Source organism: Hyphomonas sediminis (assembly GCF_019679475.1).
Classification (GTDB): domain Bacteria; phylum Pseudomonadota; class Alphaproteobacteria; order Caulobacterales; family Hyphomonadaceae; genus Hyphomonas; species Hyphomonas sediminis.
In genome coordinates, this window is sequence record NZ_JAIEZP010000001.1 from 1243067 (window position 1) to 1267856 (window position 24790).

Below are 24790 nucleotides of genomic sequence, written 5' to 3' on the forward strand. Positions count from 1 at the left end.
TTCCAGGCGATTTCAGACCATGGTCGGATGCCTGCGCGCGGCGGCGCGGCAAAAACTCCAACCAAAACTCCAAAAAGCCGGGGATTTGTTCCAAGCAGGCGCCAGCGGCGCGCCCATCGGGCCGCCAAGGCGCGCGCGTTGCCTGGGGAGGCCCCCGCCTGCGCGGGGGTGAGCGGAGCCGCGCCGCTAGTTCGGGGGCTGCCACTCGAACAGGTCGAGCGTTTCATCGCTCGGGCGTTTGCCTTTGAGGCGGTCGAAACAGGGATGGGGAATGTGGCGGCCCGAGGGGAGGACTTCGGAAACGAAGGTGCCGCCATGCGAAGGGCGGGAGACGCGGATATGTGCCCCGCAGACAGGGCAGGTCTCGGCCCAGCCCTGGGGCGGGGGCTTATCCTTGCCATCGAGCCGGTAATAGATGGTGGCCGCCACGCGGGAGCGCTCCGGGCTGGCATTGGCATTCCGGAAGTGTTCCTTGCGGTGAATCCACATCTTGGGGGCTCCTTTCCTCTGCTGGGGCTAGGGGTAGCAGGGGGAGGTTAAGTTTGGGTGGCCAAGGCGCGGGGTTTGTCATCCCGGTTTCGCGTCGGACGAAGTCCGGGGTGAAGACCGGGAGCCAGCGTGCGGGCTTCCCGGTTGACGGCTGGGGCCCGGATATTTGCTGCGCAAATTCCGGGATGACGGCGTGGATAGCGCGGGACTTATCCGGCTGGGTTGGCGGGGCGGGTAGGCTGCGCGGATGACCGATGTTGCAGCCCCCTCAGCTCCGCCCAAGCGCACCAGGCACGTCAACACGGCGGCGACCTCGATGTCGCTGCGGCATCTGGCGCGGGAGGCGGCCGAGCAGGGCGAGCGGCTGGTGGATATTTCGCGGCGGCTGAAGATTTCTCCGTCCACGATCCATCACTGGGCGCGGGTGGATGGATTCCGCAAGAAGGATGTGCGCGCGCGGGCGAGCCTGGCGCAGGGGCCGCGCCTCACGGGGCAGGCGGACTATCCGGAGCTGAAAGATCTTGCCCCGCGCGCGCGGGTCGCGCGGCTCGGCGAGCTTTCCGGCATGGCAAAGCTGCGCGCGATTGCGGCGATCGAGGAGGGGTATGTCGATTATGGCTTGAAATGGCTGCGCGAGGCGCAGAAGCTGGAGCGCGGGCGCCAGGCGCTGAAGGCCTATCTGGAGTATCATCCGCCTCCGGAGGGGGTGGTGGAGGACGACTGGCGCACGCAGGCGCTGGAGGCCCTGGAAGAGATGGTGGCTGCGGATGCGGAGGGGCGCGCGCCCGTCTACGCAAACCAGACGCCCCTCAGTGCCGCCGAGAAAGCGGAGGAAGATCAACTCTGGGAGGCGGCGCGGGCTTCACGCGCGCCTCTGCCTGAGGATGCCTGTTCTGAAGCCATCATCGCGGAAGAGATGGAGATCCTTGGCGAAGTGTTCCGCCTGAAAGAGGAGGTGAAGAAATGGCGCCTCTTCCCCGGCCGCGGAGACCCGCCCCATTTAAGGGCGGTCTCCCGCGGGCGGAGCATCCTGCCCCAGCCCGAACCGGACATACCGGGCGGGCAGAAGCTCTACGGGATCGAGGACGCGTTTCCGGTGAGGTTTAACCGGTAGGGTGGGTTGAGCGAAGCGATACCCACCATCTGCGTTCTCCTCCGCAACGTTGCTTGGTGGGTATCGCTGCGCTCAACCCACCCTACGAAACCAACGAAACTGCTTGCAACCTTTGGGGTTCCCGGCATGTTGACGCCATGTCCAATTACCGGCGTCTTTTTGTGCCCGGCGGCACGTATTTCTTTACGCTGAACCTTCGGGACAGGCGGTCGGATTTGCTTGTGCGGCATATCGGGGCTTTGCGGGAAAGTTGGGGTGAGGTCGTCCGTGTAAGGCCATTCGAGACATTGGCGGCGGTGGTCTTGCCCGATCATATGCATGTCGTGATGGCTTTGCCGGAAGGCGACGCGGATTATCCGGCGCGGTTACGTTTGTTGAAATCAGGCTTCACGCGGCGATTGCCGGCGGCGGAGAAAGCCGAAGGCCGGAAGGGCGAACGCAATGTGTGGCAACGGCGGTATTGGGAACATGCGATCCGCGATGAGGCCGACCTCGACGCACATGTGAATTACGTCCATTTCAATCCGGTCAAACATGGCCATGTCGCGGAAATGGATGATTGGCCCTATTCGACATGGCCGCGCCGCAAGGCAGAGTTGGGGTTTATGTAATGAATCGTAGGGTGGGTTGAGCGGAGCGATACCCACCGCAAATGCGTGAGGTGGGGCACCCGTAGGGTGGGTTGAGGCGAAGCCGATACCCGCCGGGCAACGTTTCGGTGGCGAGGGCAGATGGTGGGTATCGCTCCGCTCAACCCACCCTACGGATCGCGGAGCGGTCCATTGCTAGGCAATTATTCGGAACCAATCTTTCACGGTCAATCGAAGTCGGTCCTTCTCGTCCTCTGCGAGGGGACAGCAATGCGCGATCGGGTTCCGAAGATGATTGAGTTGAAAAAGTACCCGTTGAACAGCAGATCGAGTTGTAAAAAGCGGCTCAAATATGTCCCAATTTTTGTTGATCAAAACAGCCAGTTCGCCAAACGTTGTATAGTCGATCTTGTTTTCAGATCGGGCGGTCATTGCCGCCTCACTTTCTTTATTTATTCGATCTTGAACTTCTTTTTTAATAGCAGGGTCGACACGGTCTGTGTCCCACCAATCGCCCTCTTCAGCATCTTGTAATGTCCTAGAAATCATCGTGCGAATCGAATTTTCAAGACAGAAGAATATCTCATAGTATTCCGACATCTCAGATGCCTGAGATCTAATTGCGCTTTCGAATTGATCGTAGTTTTCTAACTGCCTTGCTTCTCTAAGGCCGTTCCGAAACCCAAGCTCTATTTGATAACGCGTCTCAACTTGTTCGATATCGGCAGCGATTTGTGCTCCCGACATCCCGAAGGATCTGATTATTCCGTCTGGACGTTTAGGCATCGTCGTTTGTCAGCAGATGTTCCTTCAAGCTTTTAAAAATAGCATTGAAGACCGCGATGTCGGTAGTGGCTGGCAAATTCAGGTTTATCGTATAGCCGAGATTTAGGCCAATGCCTTGATGACCTGGTGATGCATGTGCAGGAGGCAAACTGATGTTGAAATCATTAGAACTCTTAGCACTGCTAGCGGCTTCCTCTTGATCTGAGGCCGTGTGGGTTTCGGAAAAATCCGCATACTTCTTTAGGTTAGCTATAGCGCTGGAAATAAGACCAACCACGTTTGAGTCGGCGGCTTGTCCTGTTTCTTCAACGATTAGCCCTTCGAGTTCATCCGTTGAAAGTTCGTGCATATATTCGTTTCGCACATAGAGAGGGGCATATGCTTGGCGAATTGCCGCGGCAACGGCTTTCTTTGATGTGCCAGTATTTCTAAACTTCGTGTACAGATTAGTCGGTGTGCCATCAGTGTTGGCAAATCCGATACGTTTCAAAAAGGTGGTCATTTGGTCGCCGGAGCCGCCGGGAATACCCAGTATCGTTTTGACGAAATCTTGTGTTACTTTCGGCGGCGTTGCTGCCGTCTTTATGGCATCTAGTGCTCGTGGAATATTCCCCGGTGCAGTAACATAAGGCAGCTGTGACATCTAAATCCCCAAATCCTCTTCCCTCAACCGCTTCACCTCGTCCCGGAGGCGCGCCGCTTCTTCGAACTCCAGGTTCGCGGCGGCTTCGCGCATGCGTTTTTCGAGGTCTGCGATGGCAGATTTGAGATTGTGCCCTGATGCGCCGGGAAGTGGCAAGGCTTTTTCTTCGGCGACGCCGCGGCGCTTGCTGTCCCGGCCTTTGGCGCGGGGGGCGTCTTTCTTTTCGCCGAGTTCGGCGAGGATGTCTGATACGGCGCGTTTGATGGTGGTCGGCGTGATGCCGTGTTCCTCGTTATAGGCCATCTGCTTTTCGCGGCGGCGGCTGGTTTCGTCCATCGCGCGCTGCATCGAGCCGGTGATCTTGTCCGCATAGAGAATGACTTTTGCGTCCGCGTTGCGCGCGGCGCGGCCGATGGTCTGGACGAGGGAGGTTTCCGAGCGGAGGAACCCTTCCTTGTCGGCGTCGAGGATGCCGACGAGGCCGCATTCGGGAATATCCAGCCCCTCGCGCAGCAGGTTGATGCCGACGAGGACATCGAACACGCCGAGGCGCAGGTCGCGGATGATCTCGATACGCTCGATGGTGTCGACATCGGAGTGCATGTAGCGGACTTTCACGCCGTTCTCGTGGAGGAAGTCTGTCAGGTTTTCCGCCATCTTTTTCGTCAGTGTGGTGATCAGCGTGCGCATGCCGGCTGCGGCGGCGGCCTTGGACTCGGCCATGATGTCGTCGACCTGGTTGGCGCCGTCATTGGAGACGGGGCGGACTTCGACGGGCGGGTCGATCAGGCCGGTGGGGCGGATGACCTGCTCCGTGAACACGCCGCCCGTGCGCTCCAGCTCCCAATTGCCGGGGGTGGCGGAGACGTGGACCGTCTGGGGGCGCATGGCGTCCCATTCCTCGAATTTGAGGGGGCGGTTGTCGATGCAGGAGGGCAGGCGGAAGCCGTATTCGGCGAGGGTGGACTTGCGGGAGAAGTCGCCTTTGAACATGGCGCCGATCTGGGGGATCGTCTGGTGGGACTCGTCGGTGAAGACGAGGGCGTTCTCGGGCAGGTATTCGAAGAGGGTGGGGGGCGGCTCGCCGGGCTTGCGGCCTGTGAGGTAGCGGGAATAGTTCTCGATGCCGTTGCAGGAGCCCGTGGCGGCGAGCATTTCGAGGTCGTAGGTGCAGCGCTGCTCGATGCGCTGGGCTTCGAGGAGTTTTCCGTTCTTCTCGAAATGGGCGATGGTGGCGCGCAGCTCCGCCTTGATCTTCTCGATGGCCTGGTTGAGCGTGGGGCGCGGGGTGACGTGGTGGCTGTTGGCGTAGATCTTGACCTGGGGCAGCTTCTGGATCGTCCGTCCCGTGAGGGGATCGAACTCGGTGATGGCTTCCAGCTCGTCGCCGAAGAAGGAGAGCTTCCAGGCGCGGTCCTCATAGTGGGCGGGGAAGATGTCGATGACATCGCCCTTCACGCGGAAGGCGCCGCGGCCGAAGGCGACATCGTTGCGGGTGTACTGGTTGGCGACGAGGCGCTCGATGACCTGTTTGGGGTCGATGCGGTCGCCGGCCTTCAGGGCGAAGGTCATCGAGGTGTAGGACTCGACCGAGCCGATGCCGTAAAGGCAGGAGACGGAGGCGACGATGATGACGTCGTCCCGCTCCAGGATGGCGCGGGTGGCGGAGTGGCGCATCCGGTCGATGGCCTCGTTGATGGAGCTTTCCTTCTCGATGTAAAGGTCCGAGCGCGGAACATAGGCTTCGGGCTGGTAGTAGTCGTAATAGGAGACGAAGTATTCGACGGCGTTGTCCGGGAAGAAGGATTTGAACTCGCCATAGAGCTGGGCGGCGAGGGTCTTGTTGGGGGCCAGGATGAGGGCGGGGCGCTGGGTCGCCTCGATGACCTTGGCCATGGTGAAGGTCTTGCCCGTGCCCGTGGCGCCGAGGAGGACCTGGTCGCGCTCGCCCCCGGCAATGCCGTCCACAAGCTCGGGGATGGCGGTGCGCTGGTCGCCGGCGGGCTCGTATTCGGAGGCGACGCGGAAGCGCTTGCCGCCCTCCAGCTTCACCCAGTTGCGGTCCGGCCGGTGGGGCGTCCACTGGTCCGACGGCAGGGCGCCGGCCGCGTCGAGCGCAGCACCATACATCGGGAAGGCAGCAGAAGCGTCAGCGACGCCGCGAGCGGGGGGACGGGAGGAGCGGGCCATGGCGCCAGATATGGGCCGGGGGCCGGAGCGTGTCTAGGGTGTTCTTGTTTTGTGCGATGCGCTAGACTGGCCCCACAGACCTGCGAGGGGCAGGCACGCGGGAGGCGGCAGCGATGGCAGGGCACAGGATTTTCGGCATGGCGTTCGCCAAGGTCTACCCCGCCTACATCGCCAAGGCGGAGAAGAAGGGGCGCAGCCAGGACGAGGTGGACGAGATCATCCGCTGGCACACCGGCTACACCCAGAAACAGCTGGAGAAGCAGATCGCGGCGGGCACGGATTTCGAAGGCTTCTTTGCGCAGGCACCGAAGCTCAACCCCGCGCGGGCGCTGATCACGGGCGTGGTCTGCGGCGTGCGCGTGGAAGAGGTCGAAGACCCGCTGATGCGCGAGATCCGCTACATGGACAAGCTGATCGACGAACTGGCGAAGGGCAAGGCGATGGAGAAGATCCTGCGGGGTTAGGTGGGCTCGAACTCGGGTTCGTCCCCATCGCCATCAGCTTCCGGGTCCCGCACCTGCGGATAAGCTTTCCGTATCGCGTCCTCAACTGCGTCGGCGGCCTTTCCTGCGCGCACGCGGGCAGGTTCTGCGCCGTCTATTTGAGACATTAGCCGAAGCAGCCCGAGCGTTTTCCGTTGTATGCCGGGCGTTGCTGGCGGGTTCGTCCCGAACGTCTCAAGCGCTTCGTAAACTTTGATCCGCATTGGAGCTTGTCCCAGATTTAGTGTTGGAGATCGCCCGAATTTGTTCTGTACCCTCTGGCGCCATTCAGTCTCTGCAGGCGGCAAAACGTGCGCCGCGAGCGCGAGCAGAGCGTATTCGTTCCGGAGCATTCCAAATAGACGAAGAGTTTCGATCTGCGCGAATGAAAGTTCGGGGATTTGGCGAATGTCTTCGATCAGGCTCAGCAAAAGGCCAGTTTCTTCCAGACGCACGACCGCCGGATTTTCCATCAGCTCAGCGAGCAGTTGTTCGAACTTGTGCTTTTCCTCCAGCAGGCGTTTGCGAAGGGAGGGCACGCGTGAGCCCGACAACTGCGGAAATGACAAGTTGAGCCATTGTTGGCGTAACTGCCTGATTTGCTCAACCGGCGTGCCAGTGAGAAGCTTGTACTCTTCAACCATCCAAAGTGCTGTGCGTCTGACTGCTGGGCTGTCTGAGTTCAGCAAGTCTGCGAGACGTTCCGGATTGTAGGGCTCGCCCGGCAACCGAAGAACTTCGCGAGCCGCAATGTGAGTCTGGATCTGTTTCAGAAACTCCGGGCGCGGTTTGTCGCCGGCTCCGATGAAGGCGCTTTCAAAGAATTCGCGTTCAGCAAATGGTTCAAAGTGATTCACATGGCCGATCTGGTAGAGCTTTTTCTGGGCACGGGCGCGTTGCCAGATGGCGATGGCTTGGAACAGGGCGGCCATGATGACGAGGTCGACCATCGCGCGCGCTGCGAACGTCAAGTGCTTGCCTAAAGGATTATCTGACGCGGCTTCAATCGGTGGGCTGAGGTCTACTTGATAGATTTCCCACCAGTCGACAAAGGGTACTGCCTTGGCGAGTTCGGCACCGAAGAAGCTAATCCAAGCGAAAAAAGGATTGGCGGCGCGGCTGGCGTCGGTGATTTCAAAGGCCGTTGTTTGCCATCCGTATATTTGATGCAGGGCGAGTGGCACCAGCATGAAGAGGGACGCATAGCCGAGAAGCGCTTCATCTTTCAGGTCGTTGTCGAACCCAACCTGAATTTGGGGGCTCTCCGTTTTTAGGAGGCGAGAGGCGGTCTCGCGATCCTCTTCAATCCAAGCCCAACGCCGGCCCAATGCCATGACCATCAGCATACCGAGGGCGATTGGAATAAGCCCGTAAGGTGGTGCCAGCACAAAGCCGAGTGCCGTCAGAGGGATAATCGACAGAAGCACGAAACTATGCGGTATGCCGCGGCCTTTCTGGGTCGCGCCAGTGAGCGGAGCGATCAACCGCACAAGCATTGAGTCTAGATAGCTGGCCGTCTGCGCTGGGAGGACAAGCGGATTAAATCCATTTTCGATAGTCTTGCCGACACGAGTGTCTTTGTCGCCAGCCCTCTCCAAATACCGCGCCAGATGGGGCAGAAAAATAAAAGCAACGAACAGTGCGATGACGCCCAGCGTGACAAAGAATGTCAGGTTGGAGGCAAGGGTCGCCGACTCGTTTCCAGAAACACTGGCCGCCCAGCCAGCCAGCGCGACAATGCTGCCCAGAATGATTGCGCTCGCCCAGAATGACGGAACAGAGATGGCGTCGTCCCTGAGAACTTTTCTCGAATGTGTCTTTTCCTCTGACTTAGCCTGTAAATAGATGGCAGTCAGTATAGGGACGAGTGCTAAGGATAAGCTGCTTATCAGCGTGGCTACGTGCCAAGGCTTGGCGTCCACAAGGCCGACGCCATGAAGTCCCAGGTTTTCCCATGGCAGCAAGTGAGGTTGGGCTGATAGAAACGTGAATGCCGTCAGGCCACCAAATGCTGAGAACGTGTAGAAGAACAGCTCGCGCAGCCCTCGGTGAGCGACGTTTCTCTCATGCCGGTTCCGGCGTGAAGCGGGTCGCTCGATTGCCAGCTTCAGCTTTTCCCACACTTGTAGCATGCGGGCCATGTTGGCGGTGAAGAGGCCGGTGATGAGGCAGGCGAGGGCGAGCCAGTCGGCCCGGACGGCTTCGGCGTTCACCTCCGGCAGGAAGGGCGCGGCGAGCAGGAAGGCGCCCGTCGCAGCCAGCATCAGCCCGGCGAAAATGTAAGTTGCCCCGTAGCTCCATACTTTCAGGAAGCTGCTTGTATTTCCCCCGCTCGCGGCGGCGCCTTTGCGGCCCATCTCGCGCGTCTCCTCACCCTGGATACCCCTGTGAGTTTCTACTTTTACGTTTCATTAACTTTCGCGCAAGGGGCATGGCCGCGCGCGCTCCGGAAATTTTCCGGAGGCGCGTTGGCGGGTTGATCCAATGTGCCCGCAGGGCGGGGGATCAGACGATTTTGAAGAGGTGTTCGAGGGCGAAGAAGATGATGCCCGCGAGGATGGCGCTGGCCGGGACGGTGATGATCCAGGCGGCGGCGATGGTGTTCACATGCTGGCGGCGGACGAGCTTGCGGGCGGCGGCGCGGCGGCTGAGGCCGGCAAACTCGGTCTGGGCGCCATTGGGCGACTTGGTGTGAACATAGCTGAGGCGGGTGCGCGAATTGGCAGTGAACCATTCGCGGAAGAAGCCGACGCCGAAGACTGCGCCCACGGCAATGTGGGTGGAGGAGACCGGCAGGCCCAGCCAGCTGGCGATGATGACGGTGACGGCGGCGGCGAGCGCAACGCAATAGGCGCGCATCGGGTTCAGCTTGGTGATCGATTCGCCCACCATGCGGATGAGCTTGGGCCCGAAGAGGACGAGACCGAAGGAAATGCCCGAGGCGCCGATCAGCATGACCCAGAGGGGGATGTGAACCTTGGTGGCGACTTCGCCATCCTGAAGCGTATGCACGATGGCGGCGAGCGGGCCGATGGCGTTGGCCACGTCATTGGCGCCGTGGGCGAAGGAGAGCAGGGCAGCCGAGAAGATCAGCGGCCAGATGAAAAGCTGGCGCAGGGACTGGTTGCGGTTTTCCATGCCTTCCGACTGACGGCGGATAAGCGGGCGAACGATGATCCAGGTGAGGATGGCAATGCCGAGGCCGATCAGCAGGGCGTGGGGCATCGAGATGTCGATGAGCTTGCGGATGCCTTTCAGCGACATGTAGGTGCCGAAGGTGCCGGCCATGAGGGCGATCAGCACGGGCACCCAGCGGCGGGCGGCGCCGATCTTGTCTTCCCGGTAGATGATGGCGAACTTGATGAAGGCGAGCATGGCGGCGGCAATGACGCCGCCGAGCAGGGGCGAGACGACCCAGCTGGCCGCGATGCCGGCCATGACGGGCCAGTTGACGGCGGAGAAGCCGGCCGCGGCAATGCCTGCGCCCATGACGCCGCCGACGACGGAGTGGGTTGTGGAGACCGGCGCGCTGAGCAGCGTCGCGAGGTTTACCCAGAGCGCCGAGGAGATGAGGGCGGCCATCATCAGCCAGACGAAGGTGTCAGGGTTTGACACCTGGGCGGGATCGACGATGCCCTTGGAAATGGTGGAGACGACATCGCCGCCTGCGAGCAGGGCGCCGGCGCTTTCGCAGACCGCCGCGATGGCCAGGGCGCCGAAGATGGTGAGGGCCTTGGAGCCGACCGCAGGGCCGACATTGTTGGCCACGTCATTGGCGCCGATATTGAGCGCCATGTAACCGCCGATGGCGGCGGCGGCGACGATCAGCAGGCCATTGTCCTGGCCGCCGAAAAGCGTGCCGCCGATAACCACGATGGCTGCGAGGAAGAGGAAGCCCAGGCCCGGCGCAACGACGGCGCGTGCCATGGAGGCTGTGGCCTGTTCGGCCTTCCCGATCTTCGCAAGGTCCTTGTCGAGCGTCTCCTTGACGATCACTGGTTCCTTGCCGTCCACCATTGAAGCCCCCGCGCTCTAGACGATGTGAGGCGCACAAGCCGCAACCGCCGGAAATTTGCAACCCGGTCCGATCAAGATTCCGGCGTGCAACTGCAGATGTCACGGGACTGTCACAAAACTTCCGCGTGCTGTCTAGTGAAACGGGGGCGTTCCGGGGGCGCGCAAAGGACGAAGATTTCGATGAAATTCAATCGACTGCGCAAACCGTAATTCCATGCGTCTGTGTCAGAACGGGGCGTAACGAAACGGCACGGGCCCCTGGAGAGAGGCAACCGGCCGCAGGGACTGGATGAAGGGTATACCCATGGCGAAGACGATCCTGGTGGTCGATGATGATCCGACGCAGCGCCGCCTGCTGCAGGCCGCTGTCGAGAAGGCCGGCTTTGCCTGCCGCATGGCGCCTGATGGCGAAACGGGGCTGCAGATGGCATCCGACCCGCAGGGCGGGGTGGATGTCGTGCTGCTGGACCTGACAATGCCGGGCCTTTCGGGCATGGACACGCTGGAGCGCCTCAATGCGAAGCGCCCGGACCTGCCGGTGATCATGCTGACGGCGACGAGCGGCATCGACACGATTGTCCAGACGATGCGCCGCGGGGCAGTGGACTTCATCGTCAAGCCGGCGAACCCGGAACGCGTGGTGGTCTCCATCCGCAACGCGCTGAAGATGCAAAGCCTGACGGGCGAAGTGAAACGCCTGTCGCGCAAGGCCGAAGGCGGCATGAAGTTCGAGGACATGATTGCTTCGGCCCCGGCCATGCGCTCGGTGATCCGCATGGCAGAGCGCGGCGCGGCGTCGGACATTCCGATGCTGATCCTCGGCGAAAGCGGTGTGGGTAAGGAAGTGATCGCGCGCTGTATCCAGGGCGCGAGCGCACGCAGCGGCAAACCCTTCGTGACCGTGAACTGCGGCGCCATTCCGGAAAACCTCGTCGAGTCGATCCTGTTCGGCCATGAGAAGGGCGCCTTCACCGGCGCAGTGACCAAATCACCCGGCAAGTTTGTCGAGGCCGATGGCGGCACGCTGTTCCTTGATGAAGTGGGCGAGTTGCCGCTCGACGCGCAGGTGAAGCTGCTCCGTGCACTGCAGGAAGGCGAAGTCGATGCCGTTGGCTCGCGCCGCCCGACCAAGGTGGATGTGCGCATCATTTCGGCAACCAACCGAGACCTGGCGGCCCAGGTCCAGGCCGGTACGTTCCGCGAAGACCTGTTCTACCGCCTCAACGTGTTCCCCATCGACATGCCGTCGCTGCGCGAACGCCGCGACGATGTGCCGGCGCTGGTCGATCACTTCATCGCGCGCTTCAATGCCAGCGAGGGCACGAAGGTGTCCGGCGCAGCAGACGACACGCTGAAGATGCTCTATTCCTATGACTGGCCGGGCAACGTGCGCCAGCTGGAGAATGCCGTGTTCCGCGCGGTTGTGCTGTGCGACGGCGATGAGCTGCGCCCGCAGGACTTCCCGCAGATCGCCAGCATGATGGGCGAAGTGAAGATGCTGCCGGCTGTTCCGGTGCAGCGCGCGTCAGAGCCGTCGCCGGTTCCGGCAAATGATGCCAAGCCCGCGGGCGTTCCGATGGTTGGCGATGTGCCTGTGGCCATCAAGGACGAGGCCGGGGAGCTGCGCAGCCTGCAGGATATCGAGCGCGATCTTCTTCAGTATGCGATTGAATTCTATGACGGCCATATGAGCGAAGTCTCGCGCCGTCTCGGCATCGGCCGCTCCACGCTTTATCGCAAGGTGCGTGAGTACGGCCTTGAAGTGCGCGACCGCGAAGCGGGCTGATTTTTCCAACCGCCCCGGACCTTTCAGATCCGGGGCGGATTGGAAAGATCGTAGGACATCGCCACATTGGCGCGCGCATAGCTCTTGCCATAGCGGGCCATGATCTGCGCATCATGCACGAAACCGGCCTTCTCATAGAGATGGATGGCGGCTTCGCATTTTGAATTCGTTAGCAGGAAGAGTTCCCGGATGGGCATCTGCCGGGCGCGTTCCAGCGTGCGTTTCAGCAGGAACTCACCCGCTTTAAGTCCACGCGCCGAGGCGCGCACGCCCATCTTGGTCAGTTCGAAGGTGTCGCCTTCCACGCGCATAAGTGCGCAGGTGCCCACGACGCCAAGGCCATCCGCCTCGACGAACAGAATTTCGCCGCCAGGCGCGAGGATTTTCTCGCGCGGATGCGTAATGATTTCGATATCCTTGGCTTCCAGCGTGAACATATCCTCAACCCATTCGCGGGTGATGGCGTCAAAGTCGCCTGCCAGCCGGTCGTCATACTCCGTGATCCGCAGGCCCGGCCGGCCAGCGCCGATCTCTTCGTTGATACGGGCGTGCAGGGAGCGTTCCTGAAGGGCGCCTTCGATGCGGGTGATCCAGGAGAGGAAATCGGTTTCCTCGCCCCCGCAGAGACCCTGCGCGGCGCGGCGGACCTGCGGCCAGAGGTCGTGCTTCAGCTCGTTCAGCAGCGCTTCGCCTTCCGGCGTGAGGCGGATGAGCTTCTGACGGTTATCGCTTTCCACGCGGCAGGTGGTGGTGATGCCGAGTTTCTGGAGGGCGTTGTGGATACGCGTCACCGCAGGCTGGCTTATGCCAACTGCCTCGACGGCCTCCGACACGCTGAGGGGGCCATAGGTGTTGAGCGCGGCGAGCAGGGGAAAGTGCGTGCCTTGAATGGGCAGGCCGCGATCGGCAAACACCTTGGTTGCGTCCGCCTGCATCCGTTCGGCCAGCCGTTTCAGGCGGCTGCCCAGCGCGAGGTGTCCCATCTCTGCCAGCACATCCCGAGACATCGCGCATCCTTTCAATTACTAGATATATAACGCGTTATATAAATAAGGATCAGGCGTTGGAAAGAGGGCAAATGCGCGGCGCTGAAAATCACGGCTCGTCGGGGGTGATCGGCTGGCGTGTCGCCCGCCAGGCGAGGGCGAGGCCGGCCAGCGTGACGATGACCATCAACCAGTAAAGCTTTGTCTGCGCGTCGATCCCCCCGGGCGCGAGGGCGTCATAGGCGAGGCCTGCCACAAAGCCGGTGACCGCCATGGCGGGCCCGAAGATCAGGGCGCCATTGGCGGAGTAGGCGAGCGAAAGCTTGTCATCCGGCAGGGCGGCCTGAAGGAAACGCATCGTTCCGATATGGGTCATGGCGAAGCTGGCCGCATGCAGGGTCTGGAAGACATAGACAGCCTCCACCGGCAGGACGAAGCCAGCTGCCGTCCAGCGCACGAGCGCGCCAAGGCCGCCGAGCCAGAGCAGGGCATAATAGTTGGTCTGTTTGAGCAGGTTGCGCGAGACGAGCAGCAGCACAATTTCGGCCGCGACTCCGGTGGCCCAGAGCGCGCCGATATGGCCCCCGCCGATGCCCTGCGCGATCCAGATGTTTGAAGCGAACGCATAGTACGCGCCATGGCTGGCCTGAATGAAGGCTGCTGCCAGCAGGAACACGAAGACGCCAGGCATCCGGTAGATGGTGAAGGAGTCGGTGAAGGTGGAGATCAGCGGGCGGCGGGTGACGGCGGCGCGGGCGCCCTGCTTCGTAAACAGCGGCGCGATGGCGGCGATGGCCGCTGCCGCGATGAGGTAGATCAACACCCAGTGCGGCCCCCAGGCGCTGAGGATGGCGCCGCCGGCGAGGTTTGCGCTGACGAAAGCAGCCGAGGCGATGGCGCGGCTCTCGCCATAGTCGGGCCGACCATTGCGCGTGCCGTAAACAAGGACAGCTTCAAACAGCGGGCCGGCGACGTTCATCGCGCTGTAAACGAGGACGCAGAGGAAGAAATCGAGCGCGCGGGGCGAGTCCGGGAAGAGCAGCGCGTAGGCGGCGAGCGCGATCACCATGACCGAGGCGAGCGTGCCGCGTAGGCCGTGATCCTGCGCGAACCCCGCGGCCAAAGGACCGGCGACAATGCGGATGAGGATGGCAATCGTGCTGGCGCCGGCAATCTCGGCGCCGGACATACCGGCGACGCGCTCCATCCACACAGGGAGGTAAGGCAGGTTTGCGCCGAGCACGAGATTGACTGCGCCCGCCGCAAAGGCGGCGCGCCAGGAAGCGCTCAGGCCCATGGCGCCTCACAAATGCCGATGGCTGCATGGCTTTGCATGCCGGATCCGGTGTCCTTTGAGGTCTCCCCTGTAACGCCTCTTACTCTGCCGCTGCCGGCGGCGGTAGGGGGGCGGCGCGGGAGAATTCCGGGGCGTGGGCTCAGGGCACCAGAGCGCAGGTCAGCTGGCGCTGGAAATCTGTGGGCGGATCTGTTCGCGCACCAGTTCGCCCAGCTTGCGGGCTTCGGCTTCGCGCGGGCTGCCGGACTTCCAGGCGATGCCGACCTGGCGACCGATGATCGGCGTCACGAAGGAGCGCACGGCGACATCCGGGCCAAGCGCGAGGCCGTTATCGGCCGCAAGGCGCGGAATGAGAGAGACGCCAAGGCCACCGGCGACCATGTTGACCAGCGTGCCGAGCGAGGTGGCGGCGACCTGCTCCCGGCCCGCGCCCGATTTCAGGCGGCAGACGGAGACGGCATGGTCGCGCAGGCAGTGGCCGTCTTCCAGCAGCAGCAGGTCTTCGTCCTGCAGGTCTTCCGGGGAGAGGCCGTTCTTACGGGTCAGCGGGTGGCTGGCGGGGGCGGCGAGCAGGAACTCATCGTCGAACAAGGTCATCACTTCGATGCCGGGCGCTTCCCAGGGCAGGGCAATGAAGGCGGCGTCGAGCGTTCGCGCGCGCAGCTGGTCGATCAGCCGGTGGGTGCGGTCTTCGGTGAGGTAGAGTTTGAGGTCGGGATAGCGGCGTGTCAGCTGGCCGACGATGCGCGGCAGGACGAAGGGCGCGATGGTGGGAATGGCGCCAAGGTGGAACGGGCCGGAGAAGAGCGCCCCGGCGCTGGTGACTGCCTGGACGAGGGCGTGAGCGTCTGCCAGCAGCGCAGAAGCGCGCGCCACGGCGATTTCCCCAGCATGCGTCAATGTGGCGCCACGGGATTCGCGCTCTGCCAAAGCGACGCCAAACAGGTCTTCCAGCTCCTTGATCCCTGCTGACAGGGTAGGCTGGGTGACGTGACAAGCCTCGGCAGCACGGGAGAAAGAGCCCGTTTCACCGAGCGCGACGAGGAACTGAAGCTGGCGGAGCGTGGGAAGTATCATAGGGATAATCTATACGATAAATCGAAATTATCAATTTTCTTTATTATGTGCGCTGCAGCAAGGCGGGGGTGCCTGCAGCCACCGACGCAGGCTTGCAAACTCGTTTGAGGAGACCTCCCATGCTTGGCATCGGCCAGAAACTGCCCGACTTCACCATCACCGGCGTGAAGCCGAAATTCATGCAACACGAGCAGAACGGCGAAAGCGCTTTCGAGACGCTGACGCAGGACAGCTTCCCCGGTCTCTGGAAAGTCATCTTCTTCTACCCGAAGGACTTCACCTTTGTGTGCCCGACCGAGATCGCCGAGTTCGCGCGTCTTGCTCCGGAATTTGCTGACCGTGACGCGGTTGTCCTCGGCGGCTCGACCGACAACGAGTTCGTGAAGCTCGCCTGGCGCCGTGAGCACGGCGACCTGAAAGAACTGCCGATCTGGCAATTCGCTGACACCAACGGTTCGCTCGTCGATGGCCTCGGCGTGCGTGAAGAAGGCGCCGGCGTTGCTTACCGCGCCACCTTCGTTGTCGACCCGCACAACGTCATCCAGCACGTTTACGTCACCAACCTGAACGTTGGCCGTAACCCGCAGGACACGCTGCGCGTGCTCGACGCTCTGCAGACCGACGAGCTGTGCCCGTGCAACCGCCCGGTTGGCGGCAAGACGCTCGAACTCGCTTAAGCGAGACGGAATGCCGGCTGGCTTCGGGCGCCCAGCGCCCGCTCTGCGTCCCCCACCCAATGCCGGTGCGGGGCCCGGAGCCAGCCGGTTATCCCCTTGAATCCGAATTCTGACAGGAGTGTGCGATGTCGCTTGAGACCCTGAAAACCCTGATTCCCGACTATGCCAAGGATATCCGCCTGAACGTCGGCTCTCTGGCGAACGAAACCATCCTGACCGACCAGCAGAAATATGGCTGCTACCTGGCGTCGGCCCATGCCGTGGGGGAGCCGCGGACGCTGCGTGCTGTCGAAGCTGAGGCACGCGCCAAGATGTCGCCTGAAGCGCTGAACGCGGCCAAGGCAGCCAGCGCCATCATGGGCATGAACAATGTCTATTACCGCGCCACCCACCTCGTCACGAACAACACCTACACGACCATGCCGGCCCGCCTGCGGATGAACGTCATCGGCAATCCGGGCGTCGAGAAGGTCGATTTCGAGCTGTGGTCGCTGGCGGTGTCCGCCATCAATGGCTGCGGCATGTGCCTCGACGCGCATGAAGCCGAGCTGCGCAAGCACGGTATGACCAGCGAGCAGATCCAGGCGGCCATCCGCATTGGCGCCGTGGTGAACGCTGCGTCTCGTGTTCTGGCGGCTGAAGCGGCGCTGGCGGCTGAGCCGGCCTGAGCGCCAAATCAGGCCCTGATGGCCGAATCCTCATGGGTGCCCCTGGGCCGGAATGGGCCTGGGGGCATTCCTTTTGGGGGAGGGGGCAGTTTTTCAGCGGCCGGCGGATTTATTCTTGGTAAGAAAGCGCGAAATTTCAGCGCTTCTGCATCTCTGGCGCGCAAGCGATGCGGCATCGCAACACGCTCGTTTAAGGCCCGGTTTCCGTTAAGGTTTTCAGCCAAATCCCATGGCTGCCCATGGAGCTTCCTTGTGAGGTTCTGCGCGCGGTCTCTTTTTGTTCCCGAATTAGTCCAATGTGGAAATTCTGATTCGTTAGACCTGCCCATTGAGGCCCATGACGGCCCATGATACTCCAAATTTACACATGGTTTACCCATGGCGGGGTTTAGGCAAAGAAGATCGGGCTAGGCGGGTGTTTGTTTCCACCTATGAGGGCGCTATTGATGCAAAGGGCAGGGTTTCGATCCCTGCGCCTTTCCGCGCCGCTTTGGGTGGGTCCAGCCGCGTGTTCGTGTGGCAGGCGCCCGATGGTTCGGGCGCGCTGGAAGGCGGCGGTGAAGAGCTGATGGAGCTCTATCGCGAGACGCTGGCAGAGCTACCCCTCCAGTCCCCTATCCGCGAAGCCATCGTCACCTGCATCATCGCAGCCTCGGCTGACCTGAAGATAGACGAGACGGGCCGTGTGAAGCTGCCCGACGAGCTGTGCGAAGCGGCAGACCTCAACGGCAAGATCAAGTTTTCCGGCCAGCTCGACAGCTTCCGGATCTGGAACCCGGAGCGTTACAACCTGCATCAGACCCGCATGCGCTCGATCGTCAACGCGCCCGAAACGCTCGACGTGTTCGCCTCCGCCTACAACAAGGTGCGCCAGCGCCGGGCCGCTTCGGGCCGGAGTGGGGAGGTTGGCTGATGTCGACGCGTGCAGGCTCCCGAAGTCCGGCGGAACCCGGACACCTCCCGGTCATGCTGGAGGAAGTGCTCACCGCGCTGAAGCCGGCGAGCGGTGAAACCATTATCGACGGCACATTCGGTGGCGGTGGCTATACCAGCGCCATCCTGAAAGCGGCGGAATGCCGGGTTCTCGGCATCGACCGCGATCTGGACGCCATCATGCGCGCAGAGAAGATGGCGGAGGCCAATCCCCGCCTCGTGCCGCTGCTCGGCTGTTTCGGCGATCTCGACACGCTGGCCGAGCAGGCCGGATATGAGAGCGTCGACGGCGTTGTGCTCGATATCGGCGTTTCCAGCTTCCAGATCGATCAGGCCGATCGCGGCTTCTCCTTCCAGAAGGATGGCCCGCTCGACATGCGGATGGGCGGCAGCGGGCCTTCGGCTGCAGATGTCGTCAACCGGATGAGCGAGAAGGGCCTGGCGGACGTGATCTTCCGTCTCGGTGAAGAGAAGAATTCGCGCCGCATTGCCCGCACGCTCGTGGCCCGCCGCGCTGAAGCGCCGTTTGAAACGACAGCAGATCTTGCGGCGGTGGTCGAAGAGGCGGTCGGTGGCCGGCGGGGCGCGCGCGTGCATCCCGCAACGCTGACTTTCCAGGCGATCCGCATGTATGTGAACGACGAGTTGGGCGAGCTGGCGCGCGGCCTGCGGGCGGCAGAGCGCATCTTGAAGCCGGGCGGGCGGCTGGTGGTTGTCACCTTCCATTCATTGGAAGACCGGCTGGTCAAGCAATGGTTGCGCCAGCGCGCCGGCGCTATTCCGGCCGGCTCCCGCCACATGCCACTGATGTCCAAAGGACCGAAACCGGCCTTTGAACTGCAGGAAAACAAGGCGGTGCAGCCATCTGACAAGGAAGTGGAAACCAATCCACGCGCACGCTCTGCAAAGTTGCGGGCGGCCATCCGCACGAACGCGGACGCTGCCCAGGATGAGGCGAGCGACGGCATGAATTTGCCGCCACTCACGGAACTGGAGAGGTCCCGATGAGCCGTAAAGTATTCTTCTTCGGTCTGGTGGTCGCCGCACTGCTGGTTTTCAGCCTGTACCGCGCGAAATACGGCGCCAAGGACACAGCCGCAGAATTGATGGCTGTTGAGGCGCAGATCGAGCAGGCCCAACAGGAGAAATCCCTGCTGGAGACTGAGCTTGCGCATATGAGCCGGCGCGACTGGATTGAGGAATATGCCCGCAAGCAGCTGGGCATGGCCCCACCCAAGCCAGGGCAGATGGTCAATGAGGGCGATCTTGATGAGGTGGTTGGTGCGCCGGTAACAACCCTTCAATCTTTGACGGTCGTTGAGGACAAGGCCGGCGCCGCAGAAACTGCTGCGGAGGCGCCTCAGTGAGTGAAGCCTCCCGGCATCGTACAAGGCTTGTGGGGTTGGCTGTCGGCCTGCTCTTTGTGCTGATGGCGGGCCGGGGCGGGTTTCTGGCGCTGTCGGATGCGCCAGCGCGGCCATCCGCACGGCCAATGGTGGCCGATCTTAATTCGCGTGCTGACATTGTGGACCGAAATGGCGAACTGCTCGCCACGTCCGTAAGTTCCTGGTCGCTGTGGGCCAATCCCAGCCTGATCTGGGACGGCGCCGATGCCGCACGCCAGCTCGCCGGCGTCTTGCCTGAAATCAATGAAGCCGACCTTGCGGTGCGTCTTTCTGACCAGTCTCGCAAGTTCGTATGGGTTCGGCGCGGCCTGACGCCTCGGCAGCGTGAGCATGTGAGGGCACTGGGGCTTGAGGGCATCGACTTCCGCGAAGAGTCCCGCCGGGCTTATCCGCGCGGTGTTCTGGCTGGTCAGGTGCTCGGCTATACCAATGTCGACGGCAAGGGCATTGCCGGGATCGAGCTGGCGCAGGACGAAGCGCTGCGCAGCGGCGAGGGGCCGGTTCACCTGACGCTGGATATCGGCGCGCAGGCGGCGCTTGAGGCAGAGCTTGCGACCGCCGCCATGGACTATGACATGAAGGGCGGGGCTGCCATTCTGATGGATACGCGCACTGGCGCAATCCGCGGCATGGCGAGTTGGCCGCCTTTCGATCCCAATCGTGCGAGTGATACGCCGCCGGACGACCCTTCGCGTATGAACCGCGCCATCGGCGCCGTGTACGAACTTGGCTCGGTGTTCAAGCCGCTGACCGTTGCCGCTGCCCTCGACGCCGGGGCGATAACTGCTGAAGACCGTTTTCAGATCGGCCAACCGCTCCTGATCCAGGGGCGGCGGATTCGTGACACGCACTGGTTCGCCCAAGAGGCAAATGTCTGGAAGATCCTGTCGGAAAGTTCCAACATCGGAACCGTGCAGGTGAACTATGCGCTGGGTACGGAGCGTCAGCTGCAATTCCTGAAGCATGCGGGCCTTACCAGCCGAGCGCCTGTTGGTCTGCCCGGTTCGGCGGCGCCGCTTGTGCCGGCGCGGATGGATGAGGTGACCTCGGCAACGGTTTCCTATGGCCATGGAATGTCGGTTTCGCCGTTGACGTTCCTGCTGGCGTTCGCCTCGCTCGGCAATGAAGGGCAGATGCCCGCTCCGCAAATCATCGAGGACGAGGTCGCAGAAGCGCCCGAGCCTGTGCGCCTCTTCTCGGCGGAAACGGCGCATCTGGTGACTGAGATGATGCGGGCATCGGTGGTCAGCGGGACCGGGCGGCGCGCGGATGTGGCGGGCTACCGCGTGGCGGGTAAAACCGGCACAGCGGAAAAGGCCATCGCTGGCGGTTATGCCAAGGACCGTAACGTTTCGAGCTTTGCTGCCGTGTTTCCTGCAGACAGCCCCCAATATGCCCTGATTGTGACTTTGGATGAGCCGCGTGCCATCGAGGACGGAAGCACGACGGCTGCGGTGAATGCGGCGCCCATCGCTGGCCGCATTGTCGAGCGGGTTGCGCCGTTGCTCGGGGTCGATCCGAGATTTGAGGATTTGCGGCCCACCTCAACACCTGCCCGCGACCTCTCCCAGAACAGGAGTGAACTTTGAAACTCAAGGACCTCTTCCCGCTTGCCGAGAATGGCGAAACCGAGATCCTCGGCATGACTGCCGACAGCCGGAAGGTGCAGCCTGGCTGGCTGTTTGCCGCGCTGAAAGGCAGCGTGCATGATGGCGGCCGGTTTGTGCCCCAGGCGATCCAGCGCGGCGCCGCCGCGGTGCTTTCGGGCAGCGACGTTGCCGAGGTTTCTGTGCCGCATGTGATTGCCGATGAGCCGCGCCGCGCGCTGGCGCTGGCGGCCAAGAGTTTCTACGGCGTGCAGCCGGAGTTCGTGGTCGCGGTGACCGGCACCAATGGCAAATCCTCGACGGTCGATTTCTGCCGACAGATCTGGAGCCGGGCAGGCATCAAGGCCGCCTCCATGGGAACGCTCGGCGCCATCGGGCCGGAAGGCAAGGTGGACATTGGCCACACGACGCCGGACCCGGTGACCGTGAGCGAGACGATGAAGGCGCTGGCCAGCCAGGGCGTGACGCATTGCGCGATGGAAGCGTCCAGCCACGGCCTTGAGCAGCACCGCCTCGACGGCGTTGATCTTGCCGCCGTTGCCTTCCTGAACCTGACGCAGGACCATCTCGATTATCACGCGACGATGGAAGACTATCTGGACGCCAAGCTGCGCCTCTTCCGCGACCTTTCGCCAAAGGGTGTTCCGGCGATCGTCAATGCTGACAGCGCGCATCGCGAAGTGGTTGAGGAGACGGCGCGCGCAGCCGGGCTTCCCGTGATTTCGTTTGGCTGGCGCGGCGAAGATCTGTGGATCGACGAGTTGATGCCCAAAGCCACCGGGCAGACGCTGTTCCTTTACTGGAAGGATGTGGAGCAGAAGCCGATCGAGCTGCCGCTGATCGGTGAGTTCCAGGCGCTGAACGCGCTGGCTGCGGCTGCGCTCTGCCTGTCGCTCGGCATGGAATTTCCGGCAGTTGCAGAGGGGCTTGCCAATCTGAAGCCTGTGAAAGGGCGCCTCGAATTCGTCGGCAAGACGGAGACGGGCGGCGCCGTGTTTGTGGACTATGCTCACACGCCGGACGGGCTGGACGTGCTGCTGCGCGCGGTGCGCCCGCATACGGCAGGGCGCCTGAAGGTGATCTTCGGTTGCGGCGGCGACCGCGATGCCAAGAAGCGCCCGATCATGGGCGAAATTGCCTCGCGCCAGGCTGATGATGTGATCGTGACCGACGACAATCCGAGATCGGAAGACCCGGCGAAAATCCGCGCGTCCATTCTGGGCGGCGCAAAAGATGCCCGCGAGATCGGTGATCGGGCGGAAGCGATCCACACGGTGATCCGCGAATTGAAAAAGGGCGACACGCTGGTGATCGCAGGCAAGGGGCATGAGACGGGGCAGATCATCGGCTCCGAAGTGTTGCCCTTCTCCGATCAGGATGAGGCGCTTGCCGCCCTGAAAGGGCTTGCGCGATGACACGCCCGCTCTGGACATCCGGTGATATCGAACTGGCGACGGGCGGCAAGGCCAGCGCGCCGTTTGAAGTGACCGGTTCGATTTCGATCGACACACGCTCGCTGCAGAAGGGTGACCTGTTCGTGGCGCTGAAGGACCAGCGCGATGGGCATGACTTCGTTGAGGCCGCGTTCAAGGCCGGGGCGGCTGGCGCGCTTGTGTCACGCCCGATTTCGGGTGGCGCTCTGGTTGAGGTTGGTGATGTGCTCGATGCGCTGACCCAGCTTGGCATTGCGGCGCGTGTGCGCTGCGGCGCCCACCGCACGGCGGTGACCGGTTCGGCAGGCAAGACCTCGGTCAAAGAAATGCTGGCGCGGATCTATCGCGCTTTCGGTCCGGCGCACTGGAACGTGAAGAGCTTCAACAACCACTGGGGCGTGCCGCTGACGCTGGCGCGGATGCCGGAAGAAACCGAACGTGCGGTTTTCGAGATCGGCATGAATACCCCTGGTGAGATCGCGCCGCGCAGCCATATGGTGCGCCCGCATACCGGCATCATTACCTGCATCGCGTCGGCGCATCTTCAGGGCCTCGGCTCGGTCGAAGGTATCGCCGAAGAGAAGGCAAATATCTTTGCCGGTCTGGAAGCGGGCGGCACAATCATTCTGCCAGCGGACGATGCTTTCCTCGACTATCTTTCCGAGCGTGCACGGAATTTTTGCCCGACCGGGAATGTCGAGACGTTTGGCGCCTCGCCGGATGCGACCGCGCGCATCGTCGCCTACGAAACCGATGGCCGCACGAGCCGGATCGAAGTCGAAATCGTCGGGATGCGCGCGAGCGTCACGCTCGACGCTGTGGGCGCGCACTGGGCGCAGAACGTCGCAGCATCTCTGCTTGCGGCGAGCCAATCCGGCCTCTCGGTAAAGGAAAGCGCCGAGGCGCTTTCGGGCTATGCGCCGCCGCCGGGGCGCGGAACTTCCGAAACGCTCAACCTGCCAGAGATCGGTGAGATCACTCTGATCGATGACGCTTACAACGCCAATCCGGCGAGCATGCGCGCAGCGCTGATATCGCTGGCGCAGCGTGCTGGCACGCGCCGCCTTGCTGCCCTCGGTGACATGCGTGAAATCGGCGACACCTCTGCCGAGGAGCACCGCAATCTGGCGGGACCGATCATCGAAGCCGGTGTTGACGGTGTGTTCCTCGCTGGTGCTGAAATGCAACACCTCGCTGACGCACTTCCGCCTCATTTGCAGCAGGTATCTGCTCCGACCTCTGATGAGTTGTGGAATCAGCTGCAAAAAGCATTGCGGGCTGGTGATGTGCTCTTGATCAAAGGGTCGAATGCGTCCGGGATGGGTCGGATAGCGGACCGGCTGCGCCAATGGAGCCAACCGGCCGAAATGGGCAAGATGGATGGCGGCTCAGAAGGAGCTGCGAGGGTAAGCTGATGCTGTATGAACTGCTGGCTGCGGACAGCGGCCTCTTCAACCTTCTGAATTACATTACCTTCCGCACCGGTGCGGCGGTCGTCACGGCATTTCTGGTGACGGTGCTGGTCGGCGATGGACTGATCAATTTCCTGCGCGCACGCCAGGGCAAGGGGCAGCCGATTCGCGATCTCTCGCTCGAAGCGCAGCTCTCGAAAAAAGGCACGCCCACGATGGGCGGTTTCCTCATCTGGTTCGGCCTGCTGGTCGCGGTGCTGCTGTGGGGCAACCTGCGCAACCCTTATGTCTGGGTCACGCTGTTCGTCACCTTCTCCTACGCCTTCCTCGGCTTCCTGGACGATTACGCAAAAGTCACGAAGCAATCGACCGACGGCGTTTCTGCCGGTGCCCGCCTGCTCTCCGGCTTCGGCATTGCCGCGCTCGCCTGCGCCATCATCATGGGCCTGCACGGCGCGCACACGCCGGATGGTCATGCTGCCTGGGGCCCACTGCACCCGCTGGCCGAATGGATTGCCGGTTTTGCGCCTGAAACGTCGGTAAAGCCGGCCGATCCGGATTTTTCCGGCGGCGTGGCTGTGCCCTTCGTCAACAACTACTTCCTTCCGCTCGGCGGCTTCTTCATCCTTTTCGGGATGATCGTCATCGTCGGCGCGGCAAACGCTGTGAACTTCACCGATGGTCTTGATGGTCTCGCCATCGTACCGATGACCTTCGCGGCAGCCGCCTATGCAATGATCGCCTACCTGACCGGCAACTTCGTGTTTGCCTCCTATCTCGGCATCCAGTTTGCGCCGGGGGCAGGTGAGCTTGCCGTCGTGCTCGCCGGGGTGATCGGCGCGGGCATGGGCTTCCTCTGGTACAACGCCTATCCGGCAAAGGTGTTCATGGGTGACACCGGATCGCTCGGCCTCGGCGGTATGCTCGGCGTTGTCGCCGTGGCCACCAAGCATGAGTTCGCGCTCGTCGTGATCGGCGGCCTGTTCGTCATCGAAGCGCTGTCGGTGCTGACCCAGATCGGCTGGTTCAAGATCACCAAGCGTCTCACGGGTGAGGGCAAGCGCATCTTCCTGATGGCGCCGCTGCACCACCATTTCCAGAAGAAGAACTGGCCGGAGACGCGCGTTGTCGTGCGCTTCTGGATCCTGTCCGTGCTGTTCGCCCTCGCGGGCCTTGCCACGCTGAAGCTGAGGTGAG

General features: G+C 62.3%; 22 protein-coding genes. 13 read left to right on the top strand and 9 right to left on the bottom strand.

From position 1 onward, the window contains the following. Window positions 1-186: 186 nt before the first annotated feature. Complete coding sequence (locus K1X12_RS06335; protein WP_220986775.1) at window positions 187-489, bottom strand: hypothetical protein; 303 nt, start codon at window positions 487-489, stop codon at window positions 187-189. A 247-nt stretch (window positions 490-736) separates the two neighbouring features. On the opposite strand from K1X12_RS06335, the gene K1X12_RS06340 reads away from it, so the two are divergent. Together K1X12_RS06340 and K1X12_RS06345 are read left to right on the top strand one after the other, a co-directional pair. Next, window positions 737-1603, top strand: a complete 867-nt coding sequence (locus K1X12_RS06340; protein ID WP_220986776.1) for a hypothetical protein — start codon at window positions 737-739, stop codon at window positions 1601-1603. A 137-nt stretch (window positions 1604-1740) separates the two neighbouring features. Then, complete coding sequence (locus K1X12_RS06345) at window positions 1741-2214, top strand: REP-associated tyrosine transposase (RefSeq protein WP_220986777.1); 474 nt, start codon at window positions 1741-1743, stop codon at window positions 2212-2214. A 174-nt stretch (window positions 2215-2388) separates the two neighbouring features. On the opposite strand, the gene K1X12_RS06350 is transcribed toward K1X12_RS06345, so the two are convergent. The 3 genes from K1X12_RS06350 to uvrB are packed head-to-tail and all read right to left on the bottom strand — an operon-like array spanning window position 2389 to window position 5812. Beyond that, on the bottom strand, window positions 2389-2940 hold the full coding sequence (locus K1X12_RS06350) for a Swt1 family HEPN domain-containing protein (RefSeq protein WP_220986778.1): 552 nt from the start codon (window positions 2938-2940) through the stop codon (window positions 2389-2391). A 31-nt stretch (window positions 2941-2971) separates the two neighbouring features. Further along, a complete protein-coding gene (locus K1X12_RS06355; RefSeq protein ID WP_220986779.1) occupies window positions 2972-3622 on the bottom strand; it encodes a DUF5343 domain-containing protein in 651 nt (216 codons plus the stop codon). Beyond that, window positions 3623-5812: an excinuclease ABC subunit UvrB gene (gene uvrB, locus K1X12_RS06360; protein ID WP_225907894.1), complete on the bottom strand. Its 2190-nt coding sequence runs from the start codon at window positions 5810-5812 to the stop codon at window positions 3623-3625. A gap of 113 nt (window positions 5813-5925) precedes the next feature. Between uvrB and K1X12_RS06365 the strand changes: the two genes are divergently transcribed. After that, window positions 5926-6276, top strand: coding sequence for a DUF2200 domain-containing protein (locus K1X12_RS06365; RefSeq protein ID WP_220986780.1), 351 nt, complete (start codon window positions 5926-5928; stop codon window positions 6274-6276). Here K1X12_RS06365 and K1X12_RS06370 read toward each other — a convergent pair. Together K1X12_RS06370 and K1X12_RS06375 are read right to left on the bottom strand one after the other, a co-directional pair. Next, a complete protein-coding gene (locus K1X12_RS06370) occupies window positions 6273-8651 on the bottom strand; it encodes a hypothetical protein (protein WP_220986781.1) in 2379 nt (792 codons plus the stop codon). The two genes, K1X12_RS06365 and K1X12_RS06370, sit on opposite strands and share 4 nt — an antisense overlap. Before the next feature lie 148 nt (window positions 8652-8799). Continuing rightward, on the bottom strand, window positions 8800-10311 hold the full coding sequence (locus tag K1X12_RS06375; RefSeq protein WP_225907895.1) for an inorganic phosphate transporter: 1512 nt from the start codon (window positions 10309-10311) through the stop codon (window positions 8800-8802). A 304-nt stretch (window positions 10312-10615) separates the two neighbouring features. Between K1X12_RS06375 and K1X12_RS06380 the strand changes: the two genes are divergently transcribed. Continuing rightward, window positions 10616-12097 carry a sigma-54-dependent transcriptional regulator gene (locus K1X12_RS06380; RefSeq protein WP_220986782.1) on the top strand — a complete coding sequence of 494 codons (1482 nt, stop codon included), beginning with the start codon at window positions 10616-10618 and terminating at the stop codon, window positions 12095-12097. 23 nt (window positions 12098-12120) lie between these two features. On the opposite strand, the gene K1X12_RS06385 is transcribed toward K1X12_RS06380, so the two are convergent. From K1X12_RS06385 to K1X12_RS06395, 3 genes are all read right to left on the bottom strand, one after another. Then, the gene (locus tag K1X12_RS06385; RefSeq protein WP_220986783.1) at window positions 12121-13104 is read right to left on the bottom strand and encodes a bifunctional helix-turn-helix transcriptional regulator/GNAT family N-acetyltransferase; all 984 of its coding nucleotides are present in this window, start codon (window positions 13102-13104) and stop codon (window positions 12121-12123) included. Between the two features lie 88 nt (window positions 13105-13192). Further along, on the bottom strand, window positions 13193-14380 hold the full coding sequence (locus K1X12_RS06390) for an MFS transporter (protein ID WP_220986784.1): 1188 nt from the start codon (window positions 14378-14380) through the stop codon (window positions 13193-13195). A gap of 159 nt (window positions 14381-14539) precedes the next feature. Then, complete coding sequence (locus K1X12_RS06395) at window positions 14540-15457, bottom strand: hydrogen peroxide-inducible genes activator (protein WP_225907896.1); 918 nt, start codon at window positions 15455-15457, stop codon at window positions 14540-14542. Window positions 15458-15576: 119 nt separating this feature from the next. Between K1X12_RS06395 and K1X12_RS06400 the strand changes: the two genes are divergently transcribed. The 9 genes from K1X12_RS06400 to mraY all read left to right on the top strand — a co-directional run bounded on the left by K1X12_RS06400 (window position 15577) and on the right by mraY (window position 24789). After that, the gene (locus K1X12_RS06400) at window positions 15577-16134 is read left to right on the top strand and encodes a peroxiredoxin (RefSeq protein WP_220986785.1); all 558 of its coding nucleotides are present in this window, start codon (window positions 15577-15579) and stop codon (window positions 16132-16134) included. A 125-nt stretch (window positions 16135-16259) separates the two neighbouring features. Then, window positions 16260-16802 carry an alkylhydroperoxidase, AhpD family gene (gene ahpD / locus K1X12_RS06405; RefSeq protein ID WP_220986786.1) on the top strand — a complete coding sequence of 181 codons (543 nt, stop codon included), beginning with the start codon at window positions 16260-16262 and terminating at the stop codon, window positions 16800-16802. A gap of 415 nt (window positions 16803-17217) precedes the next feature. After that, the gene (locus K1X12_RS06410; RefSeq protein ID WP_220986787.1) at window positions 17218-17715 is read left to right on the top strand and encodes a division/cell wall cluster transcriptional repressor MraZ; all 498 of its coding nucleotides are present in this window, start codon (window positions 17218-17220) and stop codon (window positions 17713-17715) included. Beyond that, the gene (gene rsmH, locus K1X12_RS06415; protein ID WP_220986788.1) at window positions 17715-18743 is read left to right on the top strand and encodes a 16S rRNA (cytosine(1402)-N(4))-methyltransferase RsmH; all 1029 of its coding nucleotides are present in this window, start codon (window positions 17715-17717) and stop codon (window positions 18741-18743) included. Before K1X12_RS06410 ends, rsmH begins: the two co-directional genes overlap by 1 nt. Beyond that, window positions 18740-19102 carry a cell division protein FtsL gene (gene ftsL, locus K1X12_RS06420; protein ID WP_220986789.1) on the top strand — a complete coding sequence of 121 codons (363 nt, stop codon included), beginning with the start codon at window positions 18740-18742 and terminating at the stop codon, window positions 19100-19102. Before rsmH ends, ftsL begins: the two co-directional genes overlap by 4 nt. Continuing rightward, window positions 19099-20730, top strand: coding sequence for a peptidoglycan D,D-transpeptidase FtsI family protein (locus K1X12_RS06425; protein ID WP_220986790.1), 1632 nt, complete (start codon window positions 19099-19101; stop codon window positions 20728-20730). Before ftsL ends, K1X12_RS06425 begins: the two co-directional genes overlap by 4 nt. Next, on the top strand, window positions 20727-22163 hold the full coding sequence (locus K1X12_RS06430; RefSeq protein WP_220986791.1) for a UDP-N-acetylmuramoyl-L-alanyl-D-glutamate--2,6-diaminopimelate ligase: 1437 nt from the start codon (window positions 20727-20729) through the stop codon (window positions 22161-22163). Before K1X12_RS06425 ends, K1X12_RS06430 begins: the two co-directional genes overlap by 4 nt. Continuing rightward, window positions 22160-23596 (top strand): UDP-N-acetylmuramoyl-tripeptide--D-alanyl-D-alanine ligase, encoded by a 1437-nt coding sequence (locus K1X12_RS06435; RefSeq protein WP_220986792.1) that lies wholly within the window; start codon window positions 22160-22162, stop codon window positions 23594-23596. Before K1X12_RS06430 ends, K1X12_RS06435 begins: the two co-directional genes overlap by 4 nt. Then, window positions 23596-24789, top strand: a complete 1194-nt coding sequence (gene mraY, locus K1X12_RS06440; RefSeq protein ID WP_220986793.1) for a phospho-N-acetylmuramoyl-pentapeptide-transferase — start codon at window positions 23596-23598, stop codon at window positions 24787-24789. Before K1X12_RS06435 ends, mraY begins: the two co-directional genes overlap by 1 nt. The last annotated feature ends 1 nt before the right edge of the window (window position 24790 follow it).